Consider the following 17,081-nt stretch of genomic DNA (forward strand, 5'->3'; position numbering starts at 1 on the left):
CGGACCGCCGACACCGGTGGGAGTTCAAGGATGAACGTTAGGTATCCCCCATGCTGACAATCCTCGGCTTCGCCATGATCGCGACCTTCCTGGTCCTGATCATGACGAAGAAGATGTCGCCGATCGCGGCGCTGGTACTGATCCCCGCACTGTTCTGTGTCGCCGTCGGACAGGGAGCGCAGCTCGGCGACTACGTCATCGAAGGCGTCGGCAACCTCGCGCCCACCGCGGCCATGCTGATGTTCGCCATCGTCTACTTCGGCGTGATGATCGACGTCGGCCTGTTCGACCCGATCGTCCGGGGCATTCTGAAGTTCTGCCAGGCCGACCCGATGCGCATCGTCGTCGGTACGGCGGTGCTCGCCGCGATCGTCTCGCTGGACGGCGACGGCTCCACCACCTTCATGATCACCGTCTCGGCGATGTATCCCCTCTACAAACGCCTGAAGATGAGCCTGGTCGTCATGACCGGCGTCGCGGCCACCGCCAACGGTGTCATGAACACCCTCCCCTGGGGCGGCCCCACCGCTCGTGCCGCCACCGCCCTCAAGCTGGACGCCTCCGAGATCTTCGTGCCGATGATCCCGGCGCTCGCCATGGGTCTGCTCGCCGTGTTCGTGCTGGCGTACGTGCTCGGCCTCCGGGAGCGCAAGCGCCTGGGGATGCTCACGCTCGACGAGGCGCTCGCCCGGGAGCCGGAGCCGGAGACCGTGTCCACCGGTGCGGGCGGCGCCGGCGGTGAGGACCGCCTCCGCAAGGGCGCCGCCGCCTCCGCGGGCGGTACGGGGACGGGTACGGGTGCCGGCAGCGACGCCGCGGCCGACCCCGCGGACGGGGGCGGGGATGACGACGAGTTCCAGGGCCTTGACCCGAACCGGTCCACGCTCCGCCCGAAGCTCTACTGGTTCAACGCCGGACTCACCGCCGCCCTGCTGACGGCGATGATCATGGAACTGATGCCGATCCCGGTGCTCTTCCTGCTCGGCGCGGCCCTCGCGCTCACCGTCAACTTCCCCCACATGCCCGACCAGCGGGCCCGGATCGCCGCGCACGCCGACAACGTCCTCAACGTCTCCGGCATGGTCTTCGCCGCCGCCGTCTTCACCGGAGTCCTCACCGGCACCGGCATGGTCGAGAACATGGCCGACTGGGTCGTCGGCGCGGTCCCCGACGCGATGGGCCCGCACATGGCCATCGTCACCGGCCTGCTCAGCCTGCCGCTCACCTACTTCATGTCCAACGACGGCTTCTACTTCGGCGTCCTCCCCGTCCTCGCCGAGGCAGGCGCGGCCCACGGGGTCTCGCCGCTGGAGATCGCGCGCGCCTCCCTGGCCGGCCAGGCCCTGCACATGTCCTCGCCGCTCGTGCCCGCCGTGTACGTCCTCGTCGGCATGGCGAAGGTCGAGTTCGGCGACCACACCCGCTTCACCGTCAAGTGGGCCATCCTCACCTCGCTCGTGGTGCTCGCGGCGGGCGTCCTCTTCGGCATCATGTAATGACCCGCACACCGCGAACCGGGCCCGGCAGGGGCTGGCTGCTGCGCCTCGTCATCGCCTTCGCCTTCGCGCAGGGGGCGGTGTCGATGGCGCGGCCCGCCGTCTCCTACCGGGCCCTCGCGCTGGGCGCGGACGAGGCGGCCGTCGGCGTCATCGCCGGGGTCTACGCCCTGCTCCCGCTGTTCGTCGCCGTGCCGCTGGGCCGCCGCACCGACCACGGCCGCTGCGCGCCCCTGCTGCCGCTCGGCGTGCTCCTGATCTCCGGCGGCTGCGCGGTCAGCGGCATCGTCTCCTCGCTGCCCGCGATGGCCGCCTGGAGTGGGGTGATGGGCCTCGGCCACCTGTGCTTCGTGATCGGCGCGCAGTCGATCGTGGCCCGGCAGTCCGCGCCCGACGAACAGGACCGCAACTTCGGGCACTTCACCATCGGGGCCTCGCTCGGCCAGCTCATCGGCCCGGTCGCCGCGGGCGCGCTCATCTCGGGGCAGGGCGGGGCCCTGGGGCGTACGAGCGCGCTCGCCCTCCTCGTAGCGGCCGCGGTCGCCGCCGTCGCCCTCGCCTCGCTCTGGCGCATCGAGCACCGCCGGGAGGCCGGCCCCGGGGGCCGGCCCGGCGACAAGGTCCCGGTCCGCGCGATCCTGGGCGCGCGCGGCGTCCCCGCGGGCATCTTCATCAGCATGGCGGTGCTGTCCGCCACCGACATCCTCACCGCCTACCTGCCGGTCGTCGGCGAACACCGCTCCATCGCCCCGGCCACCGTCGGGCTGCTGCTGAGCCTGCGGGCCGCCGCCACGATCGCCTGCCGGCTGGTCATGTCGCCGCTGCTGAGGCTGCTGGGCCGCAGGGCCCTGCTGACCAGCAGCTGCCTGCTCGCCGGGCTCCTCTGCGCGGGCGTCGCCCTCCCCGTGTCCGTCCCGGTCCTCGCCGTCATGCTCGCCGTCCTCGGCTTCTGCCTCGGCGTCGGCCAGCCGCTGTCCATGACCACCGTGGTCCGGGCCGCCCCCGACCGGGCCCGGTCCACCGCGCTCGCCCTCCGGCTGACGGGCAACCGGCTCGGCCAGGTCGCCGCCCCCGCCGCGGCGGGGCTGATCGCGGGCGCGGTGGGAGTGGCCGCCCCGTTCGTGCTGCTCGGCGTGGGCCTGATCGGCGCGGCGGGACTCGGCCTGCGCGGCGACGGACGCCCGGAGCCGTCACCGGCGCCCCTGGGCACGGGGTCGGTACCACCCCTGGAGACGGAGCCGGCACAGGCACCCCCGGGCACGGAGTCCGCCCTCGCCCCGCCGGACCCGGTGCCCGCGGCCGTACCGCAGGACACCCCGGCCCGCGGCGGCCCCGTACCGCCGACCGCACGGAAGGGGGCCGAGTACCCCGGCTGACCGGCCGGCAGCGGGCCCGTACCGCCGACCGCACGGAACGGGCCGAGAGCCCCGGCCGAACCGGCCCCGCCGGACCCGTATGCCCCAACCTTCGCGCGAGTCATTCCCACACCCCGCCCGGTGGGCTAGCTTCCACACAGCCGCTCCCCACCGCGATGCCACCACTTCCTCCGGGCGGACCCTCATGACGCGCGCGATCTCCCTGCACCAAGTCAGCAAGAACTACGGCCGGGACCGGCGGGCCGTCGACCGGTTCACGCTCTCCGTCGACCCCGGCGAGTTCGTCGTGCTGCTCGGGCCCTCCGGCTGCGGCAAGTCCACCGTGCTGCGCATGATCGCGGGCCTGGAGGAGATCACCGAGGGCGAGCTGCTCCTCGACGGGGAGTACGCCAACCACACCCCGCCGCGCGAACGCGGCATGGCGATGGTGTTCCAGAACTTCGCCCTCTACCCGAGCATGACCAACCGGGCCAACATCGGCTTCCCGCTGAGACTGGAGAACCCCCGCGAGGACAACACCGCGCGCGTCGAGGCCACCGCCCGGATGCTCGGGATCGGGCACGTCCTCGACCGCTACCCGGCACAGCTCTCCGGCGGCGAGCGCCAGCGGGTCGCGATGGGCCGGGCCATCTCCCGCCGGCCCTCCGTGTTCCTGATGGACGAGCCGCTCTCCAACCTCGACGCGAAGCTGCGCAGCCATCTGCGTGCCGAAATCGCCCTGCTCACCAAGGAACTGGGCGTCACCACGGTCTACGTCACGCATGATCAGGCCGAGGCGATGTCCCTCGGCGACCGGGTGGCCGTGATGCGCGGCGGAGTCCTCCAGCAGGTCAGTCCGCCCCGCGAGGTCTACGCCCTGCCGGACAACGTGTTCGTGGCCGCCTTCATCGGCACCCCGCGCATCAACCTCCTCCAGGCCGTCGTGCACGCCCCGCTGGAGGGCCGGATGTCGATCGACCTCGGGAGGCAGCGGCTCGCCCTGCCCGAACCCCTCAGCACCGACCACCAGTTGCTCCGGATCCAGCAGGGCCGGCGGATCATCGTGGGGCTGCGCTCGGAGGCGGTCCGGATCGCCCCGCCCAGCCAGGCCCGGCCCGGCGAGGTCGCCCTCAGCGGCATCGTCGAGCACGTCGAATACCAGGGGCACGAGGCGCTGGTCCACCTCAGGACCGGTTCGCGGCCCGCCGTGGTCCCGGACCTCGAATCCGCCCGGCCCCGGACGATGCCCCGCCGCCGCAGGGCCGCGGCCGGCGGGGGAGGCGGGGTCGGTGTCCGGAGACGGCTCGGGGGGCGGACGGGCGGCCGTATCAGCGGTCCTGTCGTCACCCTCGACGAACCCGCCCCGGACCCCACGGAGCCCCGGGGCCCCGACCACCCCTCCGCACCCTCCGGCGACCTGGTCGTGCGCACCGGACCCGACCTGCGAGTGCGGACCGGGGGACAGGTGCCGCTGCTGGTGGACCTGGCCCACCTGTACGTCTTCGACCACTACGGTCGCCGCATCTGCCCCCTGCCCCGGGACGCCCCCGGCTTCGACGACCTTCCCCGGAGCTGAGGGGCCCGCAGGCTCAGCGCCCCGTCGAGCCGTCGATCAGCTCACGGAGGATGTCCGCGTGACCGGCATGGCGACCGGTCTCCTCGATCATGTGCGCGAGGGCCCAACGGACGCTGGGGGCGGGGTCGTCCGAGCGTGGGCGGGGCACCGGCGCGCCGAGGCCGGTGCACGTGTCGAGTGCGCTGTTCGCCTCAGCGACCGCCTCCCGGTAGCGGGCGACGACCTCGGCCACGCCGTCCGCGGGGGCGGCGTGGAAGGTCGCCGGCCAGTCGGCGACCCGCTTCCCGAGGAACAGGGAGCGCTCGACGTAGGTCAGGTGGTTGAGCAGGCCGAGCAGGTTCGTGCCCGAGGGCACCGCGGCGGCGCGGGCCTCCGGTTCCGGGGCTCCCTCGACCTTCGCGGCGATCGACTCGCGCAGGTAGTCGAGGAAGCCGCGCAGCACCTCGGCCTCGCTGCCCCCGGCCCGGGGCGGCGGGGTGTCCCGGCGGCGTCGCGGGCGGGGCTCGGCGGTCATGGGTGCCTCCTGGGATCCGGGTTCGCGTGCTCGTTCCAGTCTTGGCCGGTCCACTGCCGCCAGGGCAAGGGATCATGCCGTTACGGCAAGGCGGCGCGAGCAGGGATGCCCGTGCCGGGGCGTGCGTGCCGGGCGTGACCGGCGTCTCCCAAGCCTCCCTGGCGTCAGAAAACTAACGGCGCTAGTTTGGGTGGGTGCGACGTGCTGCCCCGCGCCGCACGGCTTCGGCGCTCCGCACAGTTCGGCTTCGGCGCTCCGCGCACCTCGGCTCCGCACAGCACGTCCGGGAGGAAACAGCCATGAAGGCGCATGACCAGATGTACATCGACGGTGCGTGGCGGCCCGCCGTCGGACAGGACACGATCGCGGTCGTGAACCCGGCCGACGAGCAGGTCATCGCCCGCGTGCCGGCGGGAACGGCCGAGGACGTCGACGCGGCGGTACGGGCGGCGCGCGCCGCCTTCCCCGCCTGGGCCGCGACCCCGCCCGCCGAGCGCGCCTCCCGGCTCACCGCGCTGGCCGACACGCTGACCGCCCGCAAGGACGAACTGGCCGAGACCATCACTGCCGAGCTGGGCTCGCCGCTGCCGCTGTCCCAGAAGGTTCACGCGAGCGTGCCCGTGCTGGTGGCCGCCTCCTACGCCGAACTGGCCGGCCGCCACGCCTTCGAGGAGCGGATCGGCAACTCCACCGTGCTGCTGGAGCCGGTGGGCGTGGTCGGCGCGATCACCCCCTGGAACTACCCGCTCCACCAGATCGTCGCCAAGGTCGCCCCCGCCCTCGCCGCGGGCTGCACCGTCGTCCTCAAGCCCGCCGAGGACACCCCGCTCACCGCGCAGCTCTTCGCGGAGGCCACCGAAGCGGCCGGTCTGCCGCCGGGCGTCTTCAACCTCGTCACCGGCCTCGGACCGGTCGCCGGCCAGGCGCTCGCCGCCCATGAGGACGTCGACCTGGTCTCGTTCACCGGCTCCACCGCCGTGGGCCGGCAGATCGGCGCCACCGCCGGGGCCGCCGTCAAGCGGGTCGCCCTGGAGCTCGGCGGCAAGTCCGCCAACGTGATCCTGCCCGGTGCGGACCTCGCCAAAGCGGTCAACGTCGGCATCGCCAACGTGATGACCAACTCCGGCCAGACGTGCAGCGCCTGGACCCGGATGCTGGTGGACGCCGACCGGTACGAGGAGGCCGTGGAGCTCGCGGCGAACGCTCTCACCAAGTACGTGGTCGGCGAGCGGGTCGGTCCGCTCGTGAACGCCAAGCAGCGGGACCGGGTGCGCGGTTACATCGCCAAGGGCGTCGAGGAGGGCGCCCGGCTGGTCGCCGGCGGCCCGGACGCGCCCCTGGAGACCGGCTACTACGTCAGCCCGACCATCTTCGCGGATGTCACGCCGGACATGACGATCGCCCGCGAGGAGATCTTCGGCCCGGTGATCTCGATCCTGCGGTACGAGGACGAGGACGACGCCCTCCGTATCGCCAACGACACCGTGTACGGGCTCGCCGGCGCCGTCTGGGCCGCCGACGACGAGGAGGCGGTGGCCTTCGCCCGCCGGATGGACACCGGACAGGTCGACATCAACGGCGGACGGTTCAACCCGCTGGCCCCGTTCGGCGGTTACAAGCAGTCGGGGGTGGGACGCGAGCTGGGGCCGCACGGCCTGGCGGAGTACCTCCAGACCAAGTCGCTCCAGTTCTGAACCCCGCAACCCTTCCCGCACAAGGAGACTGCTCGTGGTCCGCGCCGCCGTACTGCCCGCCGTCGGAGCTCCGCTGGAGATCACCGACATCGTCCTGCCGGAGCCCGGCCCCGGCCAGGTGCGCGTCTCCCTCGCCGCCGCCGGCGTCTGTCACTCCGACCTGTCCCTGTCCAACGGCACCATGCGCGTCCCGGTGCCCGCCGTCCTCGGCCACGAGGGCGCCGGTACGGTCCTGGCGGTCGGCGAGGGTGTCACGCAGGTGGCCCCGGGCGACGGCGTGGTCCTCAACTGGGCCCCCTCCTGCGGGGCCTGCTTCCACTGCGGGATCGGCGAGGTCTGGCTCTGCGCCGACGCCCTGAAGGGGACCGCCAACCTCCACGCCCGTACGGCCGACGGCACCGACCTCCACCCCGGCCTCAACGTCGCGGCCTTCGCGGAGGAGACCGTCGTCGCCGCGAACTGCGTGCTCCCCGCCCCCGACGGCATCCCGCTCACCGACGCCGCCCTCCTCGGCTGCGCGGTCCTGACCGGCTACGGGGCGATCCACCACAGCGCCCGGGTCCGCGAGGGCGAGAGCGTCGTCGTCTTCGGGATCGGCGGCGTCGGCCTCGCCGTGCTCCAGGCCGCCCGGATCGCCGGCGCGTCCCGGATCATCGCGGTCGACGTCTCCCCGGCCAAGGAGGAGCTGGCCCGGCAGGCGGGAGCCACCGACTACGTCGTCGCCTCCGCCACCACCCCGCGCGAGATCCGCAAGCTCACCGGCGGCCGGGGCACGGACGTCGCGGTCGAGTGCGTCGGCCGGCCCGCGACCATCCGGGCCGCCTGGGAATCCACCCGGCGCGGCGGGCGCACCACGGTGGTCGGCATCGGCGGCAAGGACCAGGAAGTCACCTTCAACGCCCTGGAGCTCTTCCACTGGGGCAGGACCCTGACGGGCTGCGTCTACGGCAACAGCGACCCGGCCCGCGATCTGCCCGTCCTCGCCGACCACATCCGCGCCGGCTGCTTCGACCTGTCGATGATGGTCACCGAGCACATCGCCCTGGACGGCATTCCCGCCGCCTTCGACAACATGATCGCGGGCAAGGGCGGCCGCGCGCTGGTGGTCTTCCAGGCCCGGCCCTAACCTCACAGGGCAATACACCTAAGGCCGTCACGCCGCCGGGTTGATTGCGGGCGTTGGTCGCGCTGGCCTCCCACTTCAGGTTGGGGACGGCGTTGACGCCGGTGCTCCCGCCGGGCTGGATGGTGCCCAGGTCTCAGACGGCGACCGTCGCATCCCCCACGCAATGGGCGTCCGTGCTCAGCGTCGTCTCCCTCTCGTTCTCTCCCAGCGCTTCACGCGCCTTCCTGACCTTGGCTTCGTCTCGCGGGCTCTTAATCAACTCCGTCGCACAACGGCCGAGTGGCTCCGAAAGGCCAGGCTCCGCCATGGGGCGGAGGATCAGGGCGGTCCCGCGCGCCGGCACGTTCCCGATGTTCGCGACCATTACATCGGCGGGGTCGTCCTCGTCATCGGAGGGTTCGCGCATGAACTTGCCCTCGATGACGGCGCTGTCCACCTTCTGCACGGTGAAATCGAGGTTGTAGGTGCTACCGCCCTCAATCGAGATCTCGCTTCCCCCGTTCGTATTCCCTCCGAAGACCGTGGCCTTCACGGCGAAGGTGTAGGCACCCGGCCCGGCGTAGCCGAAGTTCGAGTTCCAGCCGCCCACAGACGTACCGCCCTTCTTGGCGGTGATGGAGTCAAAAGCCTCGCAAACGTCCGTCTTCGACCACGAGGAGCTGGGCGTGGCGTGATAGCAGACGGCCGAGGTGCGGGCCCGCATGACCGTGCCGTCGGTCTCCACGCACAGCGTGACGTCAGCCTTCTGCTGACGCGTTCCCTTGTCCGCGGCCTCAGCTCTGCCCGCAGCGCGAAAGCGGCGGTGGGGCTCTGCGGCCCGACCACCCGGGTGTCGGTTCAGAAGGGGAGAGGAGCGCGTCGCATGCGCAGTCGCGCTCCGGCTTCGTCGATCACGACCTCAGCACCGACCCAACCGTCCCGGAAGGCTGCCTCAAGTTCAGTGATGGCGGAGAGGGCCACGGCCTTCTCCTCCCCGCGTGGGGAATCCGCACCCCACCCGGCCGGAAAGGGGCGGTACAGCAGGAAGCGCAGGTGACCGCCGAATTTCCGCACGAGACGGACCGGTCGGAGTCCCGCCGTTACCAACGGCTTCACGCCGTACGGGTTGCAGGGGGAGCTCGTCGCGAAGACGTGCCGCGTGCCGGTGCCGGCAAGGTCGGCCAGCGCCCGCGCGTTCATCAGACCGCCCAGCCCGTGTCCGCGCCACTCGGGCTGGACCGCCGTGGTATCCCAGTGAGCGACCCGGTCCCACTCGTGGGAGGGAAGCGGCACTTCCTTGGCGAGGTTGAACTCCCGGCCCCGCGGAAAATAGACCATGCGATAGCCCACCGGTACACCGTGACGGAGCGACGCGTAACACAGACCGCCCCCGTCAAGGCAGTACTCGATGAACTCCCCTGAGCTGCGCTCGAAGACGGTCTTCTCTGGCAGAGCGGCGTAGATGCGCTCCTGCATGGTGAGGATGAGCCCGCGGTCCCCAGGCCCCAGCCGGACGATGTCGAACATCACGCCACCCCGGTCGTGGCAATGAAGAAAAGCAGATACGTCCTCATGCCCACGACTCCCTCAAAAAGAGCGGCTGCGGCCGATAGCCAGCGTGACCTACCCGCGCGGGTCACCGCGAACCGGCTCCCTGATCTACTGGGCCGGAAACCGCCAATGCGGCCTCGGCGGGGCCCGCCCCGGCGGGCGGCGTGGTCCAGAACGGCGCACGGCCGCCCGAGCAGACCCGGCGGGATCGCGCCGCGCTGGTCGGCCATGATCAGCCGTACGGACCCGATGTCGTCGAACGTCGAGTCGCACATGCTGGTCCGGGGGAGCCCTCACGTTGAGTAACGCCCCCAGGTGACAGGTCATCACTTTGCTCTGATAACGGGTGAACCGGAGAAGCGGCCGGGTCACCCAGCGCCGTCGCTCTGCCGGTCCCCCACGGCCCGCCGGCGCAGCTCCCGCTCCAGGCAGCGGCGCAGGGGCTCGGGGAGCCTTTCGCCTTGGGCGTGGGTCACGCGCGTTCCGGCTACCGCCCTCAGTTTCGCGTTGGAGTGCTGCGAGACGTTCACCAGCACGTCCCACGCCTCCTCGGGTGAGCAGCGGGTCAGGGCGATGGGGACTCCACACGCCTGGTCGATCACCGCGAGGCTCACTAAGGCCTGCTCCAGCTGACGGACCTGTTCCAGCGCCCGGTCCAGTTCCGCCCCGGTGTCACCGGTTCCCGCCGGGCGGGTGCTGTCCACCGCCGGGTGTGCGCCGTCCGGCGGGGGCGGGCCGTAGCGGACGGCGGGCGCGGTACTCCCCTGACCGGGAGAGGCAGAGGCGGCCATGGACGTCATCTTCCCGCCGCACCGTACGCAATGCATCACGACACAGCCCCGGGCGCACGTACCCCGGCCGCGCAGGTCAGGAGCCCTGCGCACGGTCCGCCGGGGTACTCACGTGAGGGGCATTCCGCTCAGAGCGGCCCGAGCAGGGGTCAGGGTCTGCTGAGCACGTTGTCGGGGCGGCACACCGCGCAAGCCTGGACACCCTCGGCCAGCTCCGCACGGGCACGCTCCCCACTGACCGGCCGCAGCGCCCTTCCCCCGGCGAAGCAGTCGCCCCGGTGAATCTCAGCGACGGGCGCCCCGATACCGACAGCAGAGATCCCCCACTCAGGCGTCGGCGTGCGACGCGGCCCAGGCCGGGCGGCGGCCGGGGGCCGCGCGGCGCGCTGGGGCTGCGCCGACCTCTCGACAGCCGCGATCTGCTCACGCACCCGATCCAGGGAGAGGACCAGCCACGTTTCCAGTGTCCGGAGACGCTCCAGGTCAGGAGGCAGATCACCCATGCCCGATCGGCTCCTCCGGCTCACGCCGCGTCCGCACGCCGGCCCCCGCCGGCTCGCCGCCTCAGCTCCACCCGGGCCGCAGGCGTCCACCCGGCCGGAGTCGACCAGAACGGATGCCACTCGATCCTCACCGACAGCAGGAGCAGCCGACGGCGCAGCTCCGTGGCACCGCGCGGACGCGGCACGGCCAGGGCGCGGTAGGTGTCGTGCCACTCCCGCTGGGCGCGGACAAGATCGTCGGGGAAGGGGAAGCCGTCCATCCACCTATCAGAACATGCGTTCGATTTCTTGTGCCACTCCACTGCTCACCGGGCCCGGCCGGTGCCGGCGCACCGCCTCCGGGGTGACCGGGCCGCGTTTTCCAGCCCGCACGCCGCTGCCGCCACGTTCCCCGGCACCGGCCCCGCGACCACGAGCTTGGCGTCCTTGGTCACGGCCGCCCGGTGCGGACGGCAGGCGGCGCTGCGGCTGTGGAGCGGGCACATGGCCCTGGTCGCCGAGACGGGCGCCGGCTTGGACGCGGCGGCGATGTTCCGGGCGCTGGAGGAAGAGGAGGTCGCCCCGCGGCGCCGAGGTCGAGGCCGCGGCGGCGCTGCTGTCGAGGAAATGCCGCAGGAGGGCCGCGTACATGCGGAAGGCTCCGGGAACATGTGCGAAGGCCGCCAGGGGCGGACACTGGAGGAGTGAGGCGCTCACGGGTGTGCGCGGTGTGCGGGGCCGGTCTCCCCCGGGCCGGATCGGCCCGGCGGCGGTACTGCTCCGACGCCTGCCGCGCCGCGGCCTACCGCGACCAGCAGACCAGCCGGCGGATCATCGCCGTCGGCGTCCTTAACCGCCGAAGCCGTTCCGGCCGCTCCGCGCCCTCTTGAGCTCGACGTTGGAAAATCTTAGGCCAGCTCGTTCCAACCTGGTCACTCCGCGCGCTCGTGGGCCAGACCCTTCGTGAGCTGCGCTTCTAAGGCCCCTTTGTCATTTCTTGGTGCTGGGGTGGTTGGAGTGTCAGGGTCCCCCGCCCCAAAATTGGGAGTGAGCAGGACAAGGGCAGCCGGGACTGGTGAGTCCCCGGTTGTTCACACTCGGCCGTTGGGGAGTACAGAATCGTTCCCTTGCGTGTCTCGGCTCGCGTCGTGTGCTGAGAAAGCTTGTTGCGATGGGTGAACGCGGTAGCGATGGACCATGACAGATCCTTTCGCACTGTGTCCCCTTCCGGTGCCTTGCGAATCGCCGTTGGTTTCGCTTACTCCGGCCGCTCCCCCTCCCTGCGAGGCGTGGGAAACAGCCGCCGATGATGCGCAGCTCTGCCAGGAGCCGGCACAGGAGGGGCTGGTGACAGGCTTCAACTGACTTTGCAGCTGTTCCGGCTGGCCGGTTCCTTCAAGAGTGGAGTGTCGGTTACGGCCGATCGAAGAGGCTGCGCGTCTCTTGATCGGCCGTTGCGGCCGTGCCCCCGCCCCTGCTTCGTATGGCCACGCAGTCGAAAAACGGGCTGTCTCGCTTCGGAATTGCTCATTCCTATTGCCTTCCGATCACACGCTGTCAGCGACTTTCAGGCGCCACTCCAAGGCCCACCAGAGGTAGCGCGGCCCACTTGGAGAAGAGCCCGTCGGTGCCCGAGCGCGCTGAATTCGGAGACGGCCGGAAGATGGCCTAAAAAGTCCCGCTTGAACTGCGCAGATGTCCGGAACTTACGGGGACGTGGATCCACGGCGGTCTTAAAGTGGATGTTCACAGCATCATGGCGACTGTTCTCTTAAATCTGCCAGGACCGTGCTGGGGCCGGGGAGCGGGGGAAGGTGTGCCTAAAGGGACGCGAAATACTCGCTTGGCTGCTCTTCAGCAGGAGGCAAAGTGGACCAACGGGGATTTGGCCCGGGAAGTCAACCGGCTCGGGACTCTTCACGGCCTGCGCCTGGCCTACGACCGAACAGCGGTCGCGCACTGGCTGTCCGGGTCCCGCCCGCGCCCTCCCGTGCCCGCCCTGGTGGCCGAGGTCCTCAGCCGCCGCCTGGGCCGACTGGTGACCCCCGAATGGACGGGGCTGGCATCCCCGCAACAGGCGGCATCTTCCTCCACCGCGCACCCGATCCTCGCACTCGCCGAATTCGCCGTCACTGACGCCGACTCCGACCGACGAGGCCGTCCTGCGCGCCTCTTCTCCGTCCAGGAGATCGAAGCCGAACTCAGCGGAGCAGCTATCCGGCTGCGCGATTCTGACAGCCGCCGCTCATCCACCGCACAGCGCCTCGAACACCTCAGCAGTTTTTTCTTCGAACACGTCCAGCGCTACGGGGGGCTGACGCTCGGCACCACCTTGTCACGCTACATAGCCGATGAGACACCGCGCCTCCTGGTCGTGCGCAGCACCGAGACCGACAGGCCGGAAGTCCTCACCGCCCTTGCCCGGCTCAGCTACGTCCAAGCCGCTATAGCGGCCGACAGCGGCCGTCCAGGGCTTGCCCAGGGCTACTACCAGCACGCGCTGAGACTCGCCCGGCGGGCCGGTGCCCGGCCCGACTACGCCATCACTCTGCGCGCCCTGGCCACCTTGGCGGACAGCCTTGGCGAGAGAGCGCTCAGTTGGAAACTCACGGGCCACGCCATCGAGATCGCAGGGCCGAACGCGGCGCCTGCGCTCCGGAGCTTCCTCTACTCCGGTCATGCCCTCACTCTGGCCCGGACCGGTGACCGCCCCGCTGCGCTCCGTGCGCTCGCCACCGCCTTGCGGATACACCAGGAGGACCTCCAAGCGACAAGTCCCTTCGAGACCTACACGGAAGCGTCGCTCCAGTACCAGCGCGCTCTCGTACTCAAGGCTTTGGGAGCAGGTCCTGACCACCTCCAGGCCCTCCTGGACTCCCTGAGGACAAGACCCGTCGACCACCACAAGGCCCTGGCCATCACCCACAGCCAGATCGCGCTCGCCCTTCTTCACGCAGGGCAGTGGGACCAGGCGCTCCCGCACGCCCAGAAGGCATTCGCCAGCGCCCGGACAGTCTCCTCCATGCCCGCCCGCACGAACGTGGCAGAACTACGCCAGTCCATGGCAGCCTTCCGCCGCCGCGTATAGACCTGCCCTCCAGGCCGACCGTGCCGAGCCCCTTCGGGGGACGGTAGCCGCCGCCCGAGAGTGGTCTGTGCCTCGCCTCGTAGCAGAGTCTGCTCATGTGCGGAGGCAGAGAACATCTGAGGCGACAGAGTGCGGGGTGTTGAAGCCCACACACCTCAGGACCAGGTGACGGGCAGTTCCGTCGGCCGGGTAAAGAGGTAGGTGTCCGGTTCCCAGGCGATGTCCTCGTGCTTGGCCGCCAGGGCCAGGTCCGGCAGTTGTGTGAAGAGGGTCGAGAGCGCGGTCTGCAGGTAGAGGCGGGCGATGTTGACGCCGAGGCAGAAGTGGGGGCCGGTGCCGAAGGTGATGGCCGGGTCCTCCCGTGTGCTGCGGTCGAGGCGGAAGCGCTCCGGTTGTTTGTAGTGCTCGGGGTCCCAGGTCGCGGCGACCCAGGGGGTGACGACGGCGTCGCCGGCCCGGATGCGGACTCCGTGCAGTTCTGTGTCGGCCAGGGCGAGCCGGGGCATCGACGTCATGCCGTTGTGGTGCAGGCGCAGGAGCTCGGCCACCGCAGTGGGCCACAGACCGGGGTCGCGCCGTATGCGGGCGAGCTGGTCGCCGTGCCGCAGCAGTGTGTAGACACCGGTCGTGACCGGCCCGGTGACCGGTTCGGCGGAGGTGACGAACAGATACATCACCGTGGCGTGCAGATGCTCCGCGGTGATGGCCCCGTGCTGGTGAGCGCGGATCAGCGCCTCGACCGGGTCACGCGGCTCGCATCCGTCGTCGTAGTCGGCCTTCTTGGCTTCGATCACTTCGGTCGCGAAGTCGAGCATCCACCGGGTGGAGGTGTCGATCTTGGCGGCCGGTGTCGTGTAGTCGACCTGCGAGCGCAGCCGGGGAACGATCTTGCGGCGCTGACGTGGGGCCACCCGCATGAGGTCACAGGCGAGGGTCGCGGCGAGCGGATGTGCGTAGGCGCGGTGCAGGTCTGCGGGGTTGGGGCCCTCGCGCAAGGCTATCGCGAGGTCGGAGGCGGCCAGGGCAATGGCGGGCTGGATTGCCGCCGCGGCGGCCGGGTTGAAGAACGGCTGGACCACGCGTCGTACGGTGGTGTGCTCGGGCGGGTCGAGGTTGAAGATGCCGCCGGGCACGCTGTTGAAGTCGTCTCCGGCGATGCGCTGCCCGCCGGGGCAGGTGAGATTGCGGGAGAAGTTGCGGCTGGATCCGATCGCGGTGATGTCGGTGCGGCGGGTGACCAGCCAGGCGCGGTGCCCGGAGGGGAAAGTCACCGGCGCTATCGGCCGTTCGCGTCGCAGGATGTCGAACATCTCGGGCGGCAGGCCGTGGCCGCGGGTGGGGAAGGAGTCGGGCCAGGTCAGTTCATCGGGGATCGTTGTTGCCACGGTCGTTCCTTTCATCGGTGAGTACGGACAGGGTGTGGCCCGTTCCTACGGTGAGGCCGGGGACCTGGCCGGTGGCCACCACGTCATAGAGGGGCACCCGGCGGTGGTAGACGAACAGGGTGCTGGGCCGTGCGAGCATGCTGGCGGCGTCCAGCAAAAGTGGGGCCTCGGCGAAGATGTAGCGGGTGTTGCTCTCGACCTGGGCTGGTGTGGGGTCGGAGTCGAGGGAGGTGGCCAGGGCGGTCCGGGTCATCGCGTGCACCGCTTCCCGCATCGGCCGTTGCGTGCGGTAGGCGCTCTCGATGCGGGCCCGGCTCTTCTGGTAGCGCGGGTGGGAGGCGAAGCGGGTCATCACATGCACCCGGGCGTCGGTGTCGGACATCCCGCAGTCGGCCAGGGTGCGGCGTGCGACGTTGCGCATGTTGTGGATGACGCGCTTGGAGCGCTGGACCGCGTGCCGCGGCGGCTTGCCCGCGGATATGTAGCGCAGCGCCGATTCAGGGGCCCCCGGCAGGACCACGTGCACGTCGGAGAACGACCTGGCCGCGCTCTGGCACAGGTCCGCTACGGTCTGCGTGGAGTAGAAGGAGTTGAACGGCGACAGGCCCAGCACCAGGGTGCCGTACCGCTCGCCCAGGCGCGGGTTGTGAAGGTCTACCCCCTCTACCCGGAATCCGCTGGGGCCTGAGAGGTCTTGTGCCGCGCTTTCCGGAGGTGCGTCAGTACCGGTGAGTGGCGGTGAAGCTGTACTGATTCGGCTCATGGCAGTGGCCCTATTCCTCGGGTCGGTTGGGGTGGGTCGGTTGGGAGAGCTGTGGGGGCCAGCTCACTGGTCCGGTGTCGCTGAGGTGTCTTCGGCCGGGTGGGTAGGGCTGTCGGGCACAGCCTCCGGGCCGGCGTGGGCGTCGATGATCAGGGCGTGAGGGCAGTCGAGGTAGTTCGCCCAGAACGCATCCCCATACCTCGCGCGGCCCTCGTCGGAGACGGTCGGGCGAATCCACGAGACGCCGTCGAATCCGGCCGCCTCGAGAGCTTGCTCGTGTGCTGCCGTGGACCAGCGGAAGAAGTCCAGGTCCAGCACCTCCGGCCCTACCCACGCCCGCAGGTGCCCCGGCGTGCCCTCCGCCGGTGACTCCTGCGAGCTCAGGAGCATCCCGTAGCCCCGGTACCACTGCGGATCCGTGGAGAACTCCGGGTTGAGGACCGCGGCCACGAACCGCCCGCCCGTCGCGCGCAGCGCTCGTCGCGCCGTCATACAGAAACCGTGCAGCGCCTCTTGGCTGGACGCGTAGGGCAGCACATACACGGCTGTGACCACGTCGAAGGACTCAGCGATGCCCGGCAGAGCGCCTGCGTCGGGATCGGCGGCGTTCGCTGCCAGGTACTCCACGCCCAGCCCCTCGCGCTCCTCGCGCCGATGGGCGTGCTCCACCATGGCGGCCGACTCGTCCACCCCCACCGCGCGGGCCGCCCCGGCACGGCGCAACCGACGGGTGTACAGCCCACTGCCGCACCCGAGGTCGAGCACGTCCCGTCCCACGATGTCACCGACCGCGTTCAGGAAGCTGTACGCCTCGACATGCTCCCGGAACGGCATCTGCTCCATGCTGCTTTCGTACGCCGCCACCGCTGTGTCGAACTGGGAATCCACCGTCATCTCCTCGCGCTCAGGCGTCGTCGTGCACGGCCCGCCCCGAAGGACTCCCGGCGGTGCACGGGTTCGTTGTTCTTCGTGTGCTGCTCCTTCGTATCGCCGCGATACGACGCGGTACGAGCCTGCGGGCTGCCAGAAGCGTGAACGCGTTGAACCCTGCTGTGATGGTGAGGAACCGCCAGTCCCGAAACCGAATCGGCCAGGCCCAGACACATAGACCCGCCGCACGCGTCCCCGGCCTGGAGGGCTGCAGCACGCTCCCGGCGCGCCCGGGGCGGCCCGCCGCGAAGCCGGCCCGCCCCGTCCATTAGGGGCCGGACCGGAGTCGGCGTCACCAACCAACCCGACTGGCTCTGGGCAGGCGCGAGGGCAGCCGCAGCGCTGTGGGCC

At 70.8% G+C, this 17,081-nt stretch carries 16 protein-coding genes; 7 read left to right on the forward strand and 9 right to left on the reverse strand.

The window, feature by feature from the left end; genetic code table 11:
- The first annotated feature begins 50 nt into the window (after positions 1–50).
- The 3 genes from AB0F29_RS08355 to AB0F29_RS08365 all read left to right on the forward strand — a co-directional run bounded on the left by AB0F29_RS08355 (position 51) and on the right by AB0F29_RS08365 (position 4,427).
- Positions 51–1,496, forward strand: a complete 1,446-nt coding sequence (locus tag AB0F29_RS08355; protein WP_361868857.1) for a citrate:proton symporter — start codon at positions 51–53, stop codon at positions 1,494–1,496.
- On the forward strand, positions 1,496–2,872 hold the full coding sequence (locus AB0F29_RS08360; RefSeq protein WP_361868860.1) for an MFS transporter: 1,377 nt from the start codon (positions 1,496–1,498) through the stop codon (positions 2,870–2,872). Before AB0F29_RS08355 ends, AB0F29_RS08360 begins: the two co-directional genes overlap by 1 nt.
- Before the next feature lie 184 nt (positions 2,873–3,056).
- A complete protein-coding gene (locus AB0F29_RS08365) occupies positions 3,057–4,427 on the forward strand; it encodes an ABC transporter ATP-binding protein (RefSeq protein ID WP_361868862.1) in 1,371 nt (456 codons plus the stop codon).
- A gap of 13 nt (positions 4,428–4,440) precedes the next feature.
- Here the strand turns inward: AB0F29_RS08365 and AB0F29_RS08370 are convergent, their stop codons facing one another.
- The gene (locus AB0F29_RS08370) at positions 4,441–4,941 is read right to left on the reverse strand and encodes a DinB family protein (RefSeq protein ID WP_361868863.1); all 501 of its coding nucleotides are present in this window, start codon (positions 4,939–4,941) and stop codon (positions 4,441–4,443) included.
- A 299-nt stretch (positions 4,942–5,240) separates the two neighbouring features.
- Here AB0F29_RS08370 and AB0F29_RS08375 point away from each other — a divergent pair, with 299 nt between their 5' ends.
- Complete coding sequence (locus AB0F29_RS08375; RefSeq protein WP_361868865.1) at positions 5,241–6,635, forward strand: aldehyde dehydrogenase family protein; 1,395 nt, start codon at positions 5,241–5,243, stop codon at positions 6,633–6,635.
- 34 nt (positions 6,636–6,669) lie between these two features.
- The gene (locus AB0F29_RS08380; protein WP_361868868.1) at positions 6,670–7,761 is read left to right on the forward strand and encodes a Zn-dependent alcohol dehydrogenase; all 1,092 of its coding nucleotides are present in this window, start codon (positions 6,670–6,672) and stop codon (positions 7,759–7,761) included.
- 133 nt (positions 7,762–7,894) lie between these two features.
- On the opposite strand, the gene AB0F29_RS08385 is transcribed toward AB0F29_RS08380, so the two are convergent.
- From AB0F29_RS08385 to AB0F29_RS08405, 5 genes are all read right to left on the reverse strand, one after another.
- A complete protein-coding gene (locus AB0F29_RS08385) occupies positions 7,895–8,485 on the reverse strand; it encodes a hypothetical protein (protein WP_361868870.1) in 591 nt (196 codons plus the stop codon).
- 113 nt (positions 8,486–8,598) lie between these two features.
- Positions 8,599–9,267, reverse strand: a complete 669-nt coding sequence (locus AB0F29_RS08390) for a GNAT family N-acetyltransferase (RefSeq protein ID WP_361868873.1) — start codon at positions 9,265–9,267, stop codon at positions 8,599–8,601.
- A 392-nt stretch (positions 9,268–9,659) separates the two neighbouring features.
- Positions 9,660–10,082, reverse strand: a complete 423-nt coding sequence (locus AB0F29_RS08395) for an ANTAR domain-containing protein (protein WP_361868876.1) — start codon at positions 10,080–10,082, stop codon at positions 9,660–9,662.
- A 149-nt stretch (positions 10,083–10,231) separates the two neighbouring features.
- A complete protein-coding gene (locus tag AB0F29_RS08400; protein ID WP_361868878.1) occupies positions 10,232–10,585 on the reverse strand; it encodes a DUF6233 domain-containing protein in 354 nt (117 codons plus the stop codon).
- A 20-nt stretch (positions 10,586–10,605) separates the two neighbouring features.
- On the reverse strand, positions 10,606–10,845 hold the full coding sequence (locus AB0F29_RS08405; RefSeq protein WP_361868880.1) for a hypothetical protein: 240 nt from the start codon (positions 10,843–10,845) through the stop codon (positions 10,606–10,608).
- Positions 10,846–11,011: 166 nt separating this feature from the next.
- Here AB0F29_RS08405 and AB0F29_RS08410 point away from each other — a divergent pair, with 166 nt between their 5' ends.
- The gene (locus AB0F29_RS08410) at positions 11,012–11,272 is read left to right on the forward strand and encodes a hypothetical protein (protein WP_361868883.1); all 261 of its coding nucleotides are present in this window, start codon (positions 11,012–11,014) and stop codon (positions 11,270–11,272) included.
- 1,135 nt (positions 11,273–12,407) lie between these two features.
- Positions 12,408–13,652, forward strand: a complete 1,245-nt coding sequence (locus AB0F29_RS08415; RefSeq protein ID WP_361868886.1) for a hypothetical protein — start codon at positions 12,408–12,410, stop codon at positions 13,650–13,652.
- Between the two features lie 155 nt (positions 13,653–13,807).
- Here AB0F29_RS08415 and AB0F29_RS08420 read toward each other — a convergent pair whose 3' ends face one another.
- The 3 genes from AB0F29_RS08420 to AB0F29_RS08430 all read right to left on the reverse strand — a co-directional run bounded on the left by AB0F29_RS08420 (position 13,808) and on the right by AB0F29_RS08430 (position 16,688).
- A complete protein-coding gene (locus tag AB0F29_RS08420) occupies positions 13,808–15,037 on the reverse strand; it encodes a cytochrome P450 (protein ID WP_361868888.1) in 1,230 nt (409 codons plus the stop codon).
- Positions 15,015–15,800 carry a tRNA-dependent cyclodipeptide synthase gene (locus tag AB0F29_RS08425; RefSeq protein ID WP_361868891.1) on the reverse strand — a complete coding sequence of 262 codons (786 nt, stop codon included), beginning with the start codon at positions 15,798–15,800 and terminating at the stop codon, positions 15,015–15,017. Before AB0F29_RS08425 ends, AB0F29_RS08420 begins: the two co-directional genes overlap by 23 nt.
- A 63-nt stretch (positions 15,801–15,863) precedes the next feature.
- Positions 15,864–16,688 (reverse strand): methyltransferase domain-containing protein, encoded by an 825-nt coding sequence (locus AB0F29_RS08430; RefSeq protein ID WP_361868894.1) that lies wholly within the window; start codon positions 16,686–16,688, stop codon positions 15,864–15,866.
- Positions 16,689–17,081: the final 393 nt, after the last annotated feature.

Origin of the sequence: Streptomyces sp. NPDC026589 (assembly GCF_040638385.1) — a bacterium.
Taxonomy (GTDB): domain Bacteria; phylum Actinomycetota; class Actinomycetes; order Streptomycetales; family Streptomycetaceae; genus Streptomyces.

What these genes read in the sequence shown, in the direction of transcription:
- AB0F29_RS08355 (WP_361868857.1), top strand. Translation starts at nt 51, where the DNA reads ATGCTGACAATCCTCGGCTTCGCCATGATCGCGACCTTCCTGGTCCTG.
- AB0F29_RS08360 (WP_361868860.1), top strand. Translation starts at nt 1,496, where the DNA reads ATGACCCGCACACCGCGAACCGGGCCCGGCAGGGGCTGGCTGCTGCGC.
- AB0F29_RS08365 (WP_361868862.1), top strand. Translation starts at nt 3,057, where the DNA reads ATGACGCGCGCGATCTCCCTGCACCAAGTCAGCAAGAACTACGGCCGG.
- AB0F29_RS08370 (WP_361868863.1), bottom strand. Translation starts at nt 4,941, where the DNA reads ATGACCGCCGAGCCCCGCCCGCGACGCCGCCGGGACACCCCGCCGCCC.
- AB0F29_RS08375 (WP_361868865.1), top strand. Translation starts at nt 5,241, where the DNA reads ATGAAGGCGCATGACCAGATGTACATCGACGGTGCGTGGCGGCCCGCC.
- AB0F29_RS08390 (WP_361868873.1), bottom strand. Translation starts at nt 9,267, where the DNA reads ATGTTCGACATCGTCCGGCTGGGGCCTGGGGACCGCGGGCTCATCCTC.
- AB0F29_RS08395 (WP_361868876.1), bottom strand. Translation starts at nt 10,082, where the DNA reads ATGGCCGCCTCTGCCTCTCCCGGTCAGGGGAGTACCGCGCCCGCCGTC.
- AB0F29_RS08400 (WP_361868878.1), bottom strand. Translation starts at nt 10,585, where the DNA reads ATGGGTGATCTGCCTCCTGACCTGGAGCGTCTCCGGACACTGGAAACG.
- AB0F29_RS08405 (WP_361868880.1), bottom strand. Translation starts at nt 10,845, where the DNA reads ATGGACGGCTTCCCCTTCCCCGACGATCTTGTCCGCGCCCAGCGGGAG.
- AB0F29_RS08425 (WP_361868891.1), bottom strand. Translation starts at nt 15,800, where the DNA reads ATGAGCCGAATCAGTACAGCTTCACCGCCACTCACCGGTACTGACGCA.